This is a genomic window from Pseudidiomarina sediminum DSM 21906, assembly GCF_000423165.1.
Taxonomy (GTDB): domain Bacteria; phylum Pseudomonadota; class Gammaproteobacteria; order Enterobacterales; family Alteromonadaceae; genus Pseudidiomarina; species Pseudidiomarina sediminum.
On the sequence record NZ_AUHL01000006.1, the window covers coordinates 225,055 to 235,096 of the forward strand.

Below are 10,042 nucleotides of genomic sequence, written 5' to 3' on the forward strand. Positions count from 1 at the left end.
TGATATGGGTATCGGTTTTTGGCAACTGCTGATTGTTTTAGCAATCGTTTTGTTACTGTTCGGAAGCAAGCGTTTACGCAGCTTAGGCAGTGATTTAGGTTCGGCGATTAAAGGGTTTAAAAAGTCAGTCAGTGATGATGAGACAAGCTCAACCGAAGCGCAGAAAAAAGTCGACAGTAAGAACGACACCGATAAAGATGCGTAAGTACGATGTTTGATATTGGCTTCTGGGAGCTATTATTGGTCTCTTTAGTCGGCCTGTTAGTGCTGGGGCCGGAGCGACTGCCAGCAGCTTTGCGCGCGGTGCAACGTGGTGTGCACAAAGTGAAAAGCTTTGGTTCGTCGGTACAAGCTGAGCTAAACCATGAGTTACGGATTAAAGAGCTGCATGAGCATTTACGAAAAGCTGAAGCACTTGATGCGGAACAGTTGTCGCCGGAGTTACAGCGGTCGATGAGTGAGCTGCGTCAGGCCGCAGCTGCAGTGCAGCGTCCTTATGCGAAAGATGCGAACACAAAGCCCACCCCACCCGAACCTTCGGATGAGTCGAAGTCTTCATGAGTGAATCTCCATTAATCGACCATTTACTTGAATTACGTGGCCGTGTGCTTCGCAGTGTAGTGGTCGTGCTGGCCATTTTTGCCGTGTTGGCAGTGTTTGCTGACGAGTTATATAGCTATTTGGCTGCGCCTATGTTGGCGAGTTTGCCGCAAGGTAGTAGCTTAATTGCGACCGACGTAGCGACACCATTTTTTACCCCGTTTAAGCTGGCCTTAGTGGTCGCCGTGGCACTTGCGGTACCAGTGTTACTGTGGCAATTGTGGGCATTTATTGCACCAGGACTGTACCGTCGTGAAAAGCGTTTGGTGATGCCATTAATGGTTTCTAGTACCTTGCTCTTTTATGCCGGCGTAGCCTTCGCTTACTGGGTTGTGTTGCCGCTGGCATTGAACTTTTTGGCAAATGCAGCGCCTGAAGGAGTAACCGTTGCCACGGATATCGCCCGCTATTTGGACTTTGTACTGGCGATTTTTATGGCGTTTGGAATTGCGTTTGAAACGCCGGTGGCGATTATATTGCTCTGTTGGACAGGGGTGACGACAGTCAAATCCTTGCGTGAAAAGCGTGCCTATGTCATTGTCATAGCCTTTATTGTCGGCATGATCTTAACGCCGCCGGACGTTATTTCGCAGACTTTACTAGCAATTCCAATGTGGTTGCTATTTGAACTTGGCTTGCTGATTGCTAGTCTATATCAAAAATCACCGCGCTCTGCAGATGCCGCGCGCGATTGAATAACTAAGAAGTAGGAATCATTACTGATGCTGAAACTGTTTAGCTTAGGAAGCGCCGTTGTTGGTTTATCGCTCGCAACCTTATGGACGCCAATGGCAGAAGCTCAAGAAGCAACCATGCAGCAACTTCGTGACTGTGCAGCGATTGAAAACCCGTTACAACGTTTGGTTTGTTATGACAAGTTAGTGGCGGGTGATGGGGCGTATACCCCAGCACGTGCTAGTCAAGTTAACGACAAAGAAGGTGCGTTCGGTCGAGAGCATCATGTCGAAACCCAAGACGTGCCGAATGAAATACATTTACAACTTGCAAGCGTCCATGAAAATGCTCTGGGTAAATTGGAGTTCACGTTTACTAACGGCCAAAAGTGGTTACAAATTGACAGTGTTGCATGGCCTCGACCAAAACAAGGAAGCTACTTTATTGAACGAGCAGCACTCAATAGTTTTATGCTTGGACGGGAAGGTGAGAATCGCCGTATGCGAGTCCGCCGAGTCGAGTGATTTGTGATACAAGCCACTGATTTTCGTTGGTTCGATGGTGGTGTCAATATTACCCATAGCAAGCTACACGATCAGCTTGAGGATGTGTTAGCAAGAGCTGCGAATGTTGGCGTTGTCGAATTACTCGCGATAGCTTGTAATCTTGAGGATACGCGGACACTTTGCCAATTGGCGGAGCGTTATCCACAACTACGTGTCACTGCTGGTGTTCACCCGCATGATGCCGCTGCTGCACCGGCTGATTTAGCACGTCAATTGTTGGCCTTGGCTCAGCAGCCTGCAGTAGTTGCGATTGGTGAGTGTGGTCTTGATTTCAATCGCAATTACTCACCACCAGAGGTACAGCGACAGGTTTTCGAAACCCAGTTGCAGGTTGCGGCAGAGTTAGGTTTACCTGTGTATTTACATGAGCGCGATGCGTTCACGGACCAACTTGCCTACCTTAAGCGGTACCGTTCCTCAATCCCGGCGATGCTCGCGCATTGCTTTACCGGAAGTTGCGAGGAACTCGAAGGTTATCTACAGTTAGATTGTTATATTGGTATCACAGGTTGGGTATGTGATGAGCGCCGTGGGGGAGCTCTTCGCGAAGCAGTACCTATGATTCCATCGGATCGCTTGGTGTTAGAGACGGATGCGCCGTTTTTATTACCTCGAACGCTCCGCCCCCGTCCCAGCTATAATGAGCCATGTTGGCTTCCAGAGATAGCAAGCGTCGTTGCGCAACTCCGGGATGAATCTTTGACCAACCTGAGCGCGGCGACTTGGCGAAATAGTCAAAGGTTGTTTGGGTGCGAAGGATGGCGACAAAATTAATTCATGGTTGTGGGGTCGCGCTGCTGATCATAATGGGACTTTTCCTATCAGCCGCGGCGCAAGAACCTCTCCCACAAGTGTCTTATTACGTTGATGACTCAGGGCAGCAGCGTTTTGAGGACGTTTCCGTTTTACCAAATTCCGCCTGGAGCTCTTCAGAAGCCTCGGGACTCTCGTTTGGCTATACCAGTAACCCCTACTGGTTTCGTATGACGCTTCCCGCAGCAAGTTACGAGCGGGTGTTGCGTATTGGTTACCCATTGCTGGACCGTATCGATGCATACTTCGTTATCAATGGTGAGGTAGTGCAGCAGCAGGTGTTGGGCGATAGTTTCCCGTTTGCCCAACGCCAAGTAAGCAATCGTAATTTTGTCTTGCCCGTGCAGCAACAGGAACCTGTTGAGCTCTATCTTCGCGTTGAAACATCAAGCTCGATGCGGGTACCTCTGAGTCTTTGGAAACCCACGGATTTGATGGCTGAGGAGCAAGGTTTAAACACCGCCACGGCGCTCTATTTTGGTCTGCTGTTATGCATGATCGTATTTAACTTGTTCAGTTACACCGTTGCACGTGATCGACGCTTTGTTTACTACAGTGCTTATATTGTGGCGATTGGTTTGTTGTTGGCGAGTTTAGATGGCACTGGCTACCAGTATTTGTGGCCGTGGTTTCCATGGCTACAAAGCAAAGCGGTGGCAGTGTTTGGTAGTATCGTGTTCTTTTTTGCCAGTAGTGTCGCCAGCCAAGTCTTGCAAACTGAAACCCGCAGTCCGCCGCTGCATCGAGGCCTGCAAGCGATCATGGTCGCTGCGCTGGTACTACTGTTATTGGCGTTGATTCTGCCTTATGCGGTGATGATTAACGTTGTCCTGTTGGTGGCGATTGTCGCCAGTTCATTTTTGATTTTCACTGGCGCTACCTTGTGGCGTCAGGGGCTCGCTTACGCACGTATTTATACGCTTGCGCTGAGTGTTTTGCTGGTCGCTATTATTATCAATGCTATCGGTTACTTAGGCTTTTTCGAGTCGTTCTTTATTCAGCGTTATTTGATCATGATCGGTTCCGCGGTCGAAATTCTCCTGCTCAGCCTTGTGCTTGCGCTACGCTCAAACGAGGCCCGACAAGAACGGTTGGAAGCCGAGCAACGCTTGAATTCTCGCCTAGAAGTGAAGGTCAAGCAGCGTACGTCGGAACTTGAAGCCGTCATGCGCAAGCTCAAACAGGTGAACGAGCACTTAGAGGTTAAGAGCACACAAGATAAGCTGACGAAGCTTTATAATCGCGGCGTTCTCGATGAAGAGTTACCACTTGAGGTGCGCCGTGCGCGTCGTACTGGTTATGATTTAGCGCTGGTGATTATCGATATTGATTACTTCAAGCAGATCAACGATAAGTTTGGCCATCAAGTTGGCGATGAAGTGCTGGCTGAGCTGGCGCGCTTATTGCGTGTCAACTTCCGCCGCGCGGGTGACCGTATTTTCCGCTACGGTGGCGAAGAGTTTATTGTGTTGATGCCTGGCGCTCAAGAATTGGGCTGTCACGATAAAGTGCTAACGGTAACTGAGGTAATTCGTGGCCACACATTCAAAACTGGGCGCGGAGAGGTTAAAATCACGGTCAGTGTAGGCATGGCGTTGTTAAATAGCCTACCAGGTCATGCTTCGAGTAAACAATTGCTTGAGGCCGCGGATAATGCACTTTACCAAGCGAAAAACGCGGGCCGCGATCAAATCCGTATAGCACGTTCGCTTAATGATGTGAGTGAAAAGCCCTAAATGATTACTACCAGTGAATTTCCTTTACGCCGTATGCGACGCGTACGGTGTCATGATTTTAGTCGTCGTATGGTAGCTGAGAACACGTTAACGGCCGCCGACTTTATTTATCCAATGTTTGTTATCCCTGGTGAGAACACGCGTGAAGCCGTGGCGTCAATGCCTGGCGTGGAGCGTTTGTCGATTGATTTGTTGGTTGCAGAGTGCCGCGAGATTTATGCACTTGGCATTCCTGCGGTGGCGCTCTTCCCGGTCACTCCTACCAGTGATAAATCTTTAACCGCTGACGCTGCTTGGGCTGAAGATGGCTTGGCGCAGCGGGCCGTCCGTGCAATTAAAGCAGCGGTGCCTGAGTTGGGTGTGATCACAGACGTTGCGCTCGATCCTTTCACGACGCATGGCCAAGATGGCATTCTTGATGACAGTGGTTATGTGCAAAATGACATCACTACGGAAGCGCTCGTAAAACAAGCGTTGTCGCATGCCGCGGCAGGTGCTGACGTGGTGGCCCCCTCGGACATGATGGATGGCCGTATTGGCGCGATTCGCGAAGCCTTGGAAGAGCATGGCTACATTAATGTGCAGATTATGGCGTATTCTGCGAAATATGCTTCTGCATTTTACGGTCCGTTTCGCGACGCAGTCGGCTCTGCTGGCAACCTCAAAGGCGGGAACAAGAAAACCTACCAAATGGACCCAGCCAATAGCGATGAAGCTTTACATGAGGTGGCCCTTGATCTGCAAGAGGGTGCCGACATGGTCATGGTGAAGCCTGGCATGCCGTATTTGGATATCGTTTATCGCGTGAAAGAAACCTTTAAGGTTCCTACTTTTGCGTATCAAGTGAGCGGTGAGTACGCGATGATGCAAGCGGCGATTGCGCAAGGCTGGTTAAGTGAAGAAGTTATCGCCGAATCGTTACTTGGCTTTAAGCGAGCCGGTGCTGATGGCATCTTAACTTACTTTGCGAAAACCATGGCGCAACGTTTGCAGCAGCAAGCTTAAGCCAACGCACGCTGCCGTTCGGCTAGCATGGTGTGAACGAGCCCTTCACGAAGGGCTCCTCGCGCCAAGTCGATGGACTGGATGTCGAGCACCTTGACCAAGGCGATTAAAATCGCTAACCCACCACAGAACACCGCAATACGATCATCACGAATACCCAGTTCATGCAAATGTTCCCGTGAACCTTTCGCAATACTTGCTTGCATACATTGATGAATAAAATCCGCCGTCATTTCGGTCCGACCTTGTTCGCGCAAACAATCTTGTAATGCTCGAAAAGTGCCGGACGCACCACAAACCGACTGCCAACCATGGGTTTTGTAGGTGTCAGCGAGTGGCTGAATGAGTGCTGCAGCGGCTTGAATAGCAGCGTCAAACTGGGCTTGGGTGATAGCCTTATCGGAAAAGTAGCGGTTCTGCCAAACCACACAGCCCATATCTAAACTTTTTAGCACGTGGGGTTCGGTATCGACACCCGCAATCACCTCAGTACTGGCACCGCCAATATCGAGGACCAGCATGGCTTGTCGGTGACAGTGAAGTTCCGCAGTAGCACCTTGATAGATAAGGCCTGCTTCGGTGGTGCCAGAGATCACATCAATCGGGAAACCAAGTGCGGCTTCGAAGTGCTGGAGTAGCTGCGTGCGGTTTTTGGCTAGTCGTAGTGTTGCGGTAGCAACACAGCGAACATGAATAGGTTGGTAGCTCTTTATTAATTCGGCGAAGCTTTCTAAGCAATCCATGCCGCGCTCGATGGCGGCATTATTGACATGTAATTCAGCAGTTAAACCGTCCGCTAGGCGTACTTTTTGACGATGCCGCGTCAGAACACGATATCCGCGCGATGTGGCCCTAGCTATCAGTAGGTGAAAGCTATTCGATCCGAGGTCGATGGCCGCAATGCGCGGATACTGTTGCATTAGTCGGTTCGCTTATTCGCCTGCTGCTTAGCGTTGTTGCCACGCGAGTTATTGTTGCGTCGCTGCGCGTTATTGCCGCGACGTCCACCGCGGGAACGACGGCCGCTTGGACGAGGGTTACGAAGGTCTTTTAACAGCGCATCGGGATCATACTTGGTCACGGGAATGGCATGACCGATATAGGATTCAATCGCCGGTAGATTATACACGTACTCTTCGCAAGCAAGGTTGACCGCTTTACCACTGGCACCGGCACGACCGGTGCGTCCGATACGATGGACGTAATCTTCAAAATCATCCGGTAAGTCGTAGTTGTAGACATGACTTACTTCAGGAATATGAAGGCCGCGAGCGGCGACATCGGTGGCGACTAAGAAGTCTAAAGTACCCGCGGTAAACTGCTCGAGAATATTTAAGCGTTTACGTTGTGGTACATCACCTGTAAGCAATCCAACGCGATGACCATCAGCACTTAACCACTGATAGACTTTTTCGCAGGTGTGCTTGGTGTTGGCGAAAACGATCGCCTTATCTGGCCAATCTTCTTCGATTAACGTCAGCAGCAATTTCATTTTGTCTTGCTTTGACGGATAGAAGAGTTCTTCGGTGATACGCGCGCCAGTACGTTGGGTAGGTTCAACCTCAACTTTGGTTGGCGAGTTCATGTGCTCGTAGGCCAGTTCTTGGACACGTTGCGATAAGGTTGCTGAAAACAGCATGCTTTGGCGCTCTTTGGCGCTTGGCATACGATTGAACATGTAACGAATGTCTTTGATGAAGCCTAAGTCGAACATGCGATCCGCTTCATCGAGGACGACCACTTCGATTTTATCAAGCTGGTAAACGCCTTGCTTGAAGTAGTCAATCAAACGTCCTGTGGTGCCGATGAGGATATCGACGCCTTCTTCGAGTTGCTGGCGTTGACTTTCGTATCCCTCGCCCCCATAAATAATACCGAGGCGCATGTCGCAATGTTTTGCGAGGAGCTCAGCATCGTTGGCGATCTGAATCGCTAACTCGCGCGTAGGAGCCATGATGACCGCTCGCGGATAACGTTTGTCACCCGAACGAGGTCGATTGAGCAAGGTGGTGAAAGCCGCAACCAAGAACGCTAGGGTTTTCCCGGTTCCTGTTTGTGCTTGGCCCGCCACGTCTTGACCTTTTAAAGCAATCGGTAAGCTCAAGGCTTGGATTGGCGTGCAATTTTCAAAGCCCGCCTTGTTCAAAGCAGTTAATACCTGCGGGTGCAGGTCGAGATCGGCGAAGCGTGTCTCTGTAAGGTGTGTTTTACTCATAGCGTAAGCATACCAGTTTGCGCTAACATTCAAAAACAGAAATAATAGTGTTTTATTATTTCACGCGAATTAAGCAGCGGAGATTACCATGAGTGATAAAATTGTTCAGCTAAGTGATGATACTTTTGAGGCAGATGTCCTCAATTCAGAAAAACCTGTATTGGTCGACTTTTGGGCCGAGTGGTGTGGTCCATGCAAAATGATCGCGCCAATCCTTGACGAAATCGCCAACGAATACAGCGATCGCATCACTGTTGGTAAACTGAACGTTGACCACAACAGCCAAACGCCACCGAAGTACGGCATCCGTGGTATCCCAACTCTTTTACTGTTCAAAAACGGTGAAATTGCAGGCACTAAAGTAGGTGCTTTATCAAAAGCGCAACTTGCTGAGTTCATCGATCAGAACCTGTAAGACTTTCGAGTACCGAACGTCATCAAACAGTGCTGTTTGATGACGTTTTGGTGAAAAAAGCGCTAAATCACCTGCAAAAAACTGGACGAACCTCGCATTAGGTGTTACTTTTCAACCATATTTCTTCAAGTTGCCAGCCTTCCGGCAACCAATAGCGACCCCTTTAGCTATTACATGGTAACGAACCTTTTGTTTTCTTAGGACAATATAGTCATACCCTTCTTATGAATCTTACTGAATTAAAAAATAAACCTGTCAACGAGCTCGTACAGCTCGCAGAATCCATGGGCCTCGAAGCCATGGCTCGTACCCGCAAGCAAGACATTATCTTTGCCATCTTGAAAGCACACGCGAAAAGCGGTGAAGACATTTATGGCGATGGCGTGTTGGAAATTTTGCAAGATGGCTTTGGCTTCTTGCGCTCTGCGGACTCCTCTTACCTTGCGGGGCCTGACGATATTTACGTCTCTCCGAGCCAGATTCGTCGCTTTAACTTACGTACAGGTGACACTGTGGCAGGTAAAATACGCCCACCGAAAGAAGGTGAACGTTATTTTGCCCTCCTAAAGATTCGAGAAGTTAACTTCGACAAGCCTGAAAACTCCCGCAATAAAATTCTTTTTGAAAACCTTACCCCTTTGCATGCCGACGAACGTCTGCGCATGGAGCGTGGCAATGGTTCAACAGAAGACATTACTGCGCGTGTACTTGATTTGGCATCGCCGATTGGTAAAGGTCAACGTGGCTTGATTGTAGCACCACCTAAAGCAGGTAAAACCTTGCTGCTACAAAACATCGCGCAATCGATTGCCGCTAATCATCCTGACTGTGTGCTAATGGTCTTGTTGATTGACGAACGTCCGGAAGAGGTAACTGAGATGCATCGCTTGGTCAAAGGTGAAGTTGTTGCTTCGACCTTTGATGAACCTGCCAGTCGTCACGTGCAAGTCGCTGAAATGGTGATCGAAAAAGCTAAGCGTTTGGTCGAACATAAAAAAGACGTGGTTATCCTGCTTGATTCAATCACGCGCTTAGCACGAGCTTACAACACCGTTATCCCTAGTTCAGGTAAAGTCTTGACCGGTGGTGTTGATGCGAACGCCTTACACAAGCCGAAGCGTTTCTTCGGTGCAGCACGGAATGTTGAAGAAGGCGGTAGTTTGACCATCATCGCCACTGCCTTGATCGATACCGGCTCGAAGATGGATGAAGTCATCTACGAAGAGTTTAAAGGTACCGGTAACATGGAACTTCACTTGAACCGGAAGATTGCAGAGAAACGTGTTTTCCCAGCTATCGACTTCAACCGTTCAGGCACGCGTCGTGAAGAGCTTCTTACCTCACCAGAAGAACTTCAGAAAATGTGGATTCTGCGCAAAATTGTGCATCCAATGGGCGAAACAGAAGCCATGGAATTCCTCATCGATAAGTTACAGATGACGAAAACGAATGATGAATTCTTCGAAGCGATGAAACGCCAGAAGTCTTAATCACACCAGAGCGCCGCATTTTTGCGGCGCTTTTGTTTCTGCTTCCGCAACACCTCTCTCGTTATTCAAGCACCAAACAAAACCTCTTTGGCTTTCGCTGCCTTTCCTCGCAGCACCAAGCAAAACCCCTTCCGCTTTCGTTGCTTCTCGCCCCAGCTAGGTCAGGGACGCCGTGAACCCATCCCTGGGGGCTTGCCTGGGCTCGCAGCACCAAGCAAAACCCCTTCCGCTTTCGCTGCTTCTCCCCCCAGCTAGGTCAGGGACGCCGTGAACCCATCCCTGGGGGCTTGGGCGCCGCATCCATGCGGCGCACACCCTGACTTAGATGGGAGGAGAAACATCGGCGCTCCAGTGCTTTTCCTTGGTGCTGCCGCGAAGGGCGCAGGTGTGTTTAAGGGGATTTCCCTCAAGGTGTCTGCCGCATGGATGCGGCAGGCAAGCCCCCATGGATGGGTTCACGGCGTCCTTGAGGGAAATCCCCTTAAACATACCTAAAAGCCCGAAGCCCGAAGCCCGAAGCCCGAAGC

The 10,042-nt window shown here is 49.8% G+C and carries 12 protein-coding genes; 9 read left to right on the forward strand and 3 right to left on the reverse strand.

Annotated elements, in window-relative coordinates; translation table 11 throughout:
* Positions 1-4: 4 nt before the first annotated feature.
* Genes tatA through hemB form a run of 7 tightly spaced genes read left to right on the forward strand, consistent with a single transcriptional unit; the run spans position 5 to position 5,395 of the window.
* Positions 5-205 (forward strand): twin-arginine translocase TatA/TatE family subunit, encoded by a 201-nt coding sequence (gene tatA, locus G535_RS0102735; RefSeq protein WP_026860664.1) that lies wholly within the window; start codon positions 5-7, stop codon positions 203-205.
* A 5-nt stretch (positions 206-210) separates the two neighbouring features.
* Positions 211-561 carry a Sec-independent protein translocase protein TatB gene (gene tatB, locus G535_RS0102740; RefSeq protein ID WP_026860665.1) on the forward strand — a complete coding sequence of 117 codons (351 nt, stop codon included), beginning with the start codon at positions 211-213 and terminating at the stop codon, positions 559-561.
* A complete protein-coding gene (gene tatC / locus G535_RS0102745) occupies positions 558-1,295 on the forward strand; it encodes a twin-arginine translocase subunit TatC (RefSeq protein ID WP_026860666.1) in 738 nt (245 codons plus the stop codon). The genes tatB and tatC overlap by 4 nt, the downstream gene beginning before the upstream one ends.
* A gap of 27 nt (positions 1,296-1,322) precedes the next feature.
* Complete coding sequence (locus G535_RS0102750) at positions 1,323-1,799, forward strand: hypothetical protein (RefSeq protein WP_026860667.1); 477 nt, start codon at positions 1,323-1,325, stop codon at positions 1,797-1,799.
* A 3-nt stretch (positions 1,800-1,802) separates the two neighbouring features.
* Entirely contained in the window at positions 1,803-2,615 is an 813-nt protein-coding gene (locus G535_RS0102755; RefSeq protein WP_026860668.1) for a TatD family hydrolase, read from the forward strand.
* Positions 2,600-4,390, forward strand: coding sequence for a sensor domain-containing diguanylate cyclase (locus G535_RS12740; RefSeq protein ID WP_051206918.1), 1,791 nt, complete (start codon positions 2,600-2,602; stop codon positions 4,388-4,390). Before G535_RS0102755 ends, G535_RS12740 begins: the two co-directional genes overlap by 16 nt.
* A complete protein-coding gene (gene hemB, locus G535_RS0102765; RefSeq protein WP_026860669.1) occupies positions 4,391-5,395 on the forward strand; it encodes a porphobilinogen synthase in 1,005 nt (334 codons plus the stop codon).
* Here hemB and G535_RS12745 read toward each other — a convergent pair.
* Both G535_RS12745 and rhlB read right to left on the reverse strand, forming a co-directional pair.
* The gene (locus G535_RS12745) at positions 5,392-6,315 is read right to left on the reverse strand and encodes a Ppx/GppA phosphatase family protein (protein WP_034727390.1); all 924 of its coding nucleotides are present in this window, start codon (positions 6,313-6,315) and stop codon (positions 5,392-5,394) included. The two genes, hemB and G535_RS12745, sit on opposite strands and share 4 nt — an antisense overlap.
* Positions 6,315-7,610, reverse strand: coding sequence for an ATP-dependent RNA helicase RhlB (rhlB, locus tag G535_RS0102775; RefSeq protein ID WP_026860670.1), 1,296 nt, complete (start codon positions 7,608-7,610; stop codon positions 6,315-6,317). The genes G535_RS12745 and rhlB overlap by 1 nt, the downstream gene beginning before the upstream one ends.
* Positions 7,611-7,698: 88 nt before the next feature.
* Here rhlB and trxA point away from each other — a divergent pair, with 88 nt between their 5' ends.
* Positions 7,699-8,025 (forward strand): thioredoxin TrxA, encoded by a 327-nt coding sequence (gene trxA, locus G535_RS0102780; protein ID WP_026860671.1) that lies wholly within the window; start codon positions 7,699-7,701, stop codon positions 8,023-8,025.
* A gap of 224 nt (positions 8,026-8,249) precedes the next feature.
* Entirely contained in the window at positions 8,250-9,515 is a 1,266-nt protein-coding gene (rho, locus tag G535_RS0102785) for a transcription termination factor Rho (protein WP_026860672.1), read from the forward strand.
* A gap of 321 nt (positions 9,516-9,836) precedes the next feature.
* Here rho and G535_RS14415 read toward each other — a convergent pair.
* Positions 9,837-10,042 (reverse strand): hypothetical protein (locus G535_RS14415; protein ID WP_220095204.1); only part of this gene is annotated, 206 nt, incomplete at its 5' end.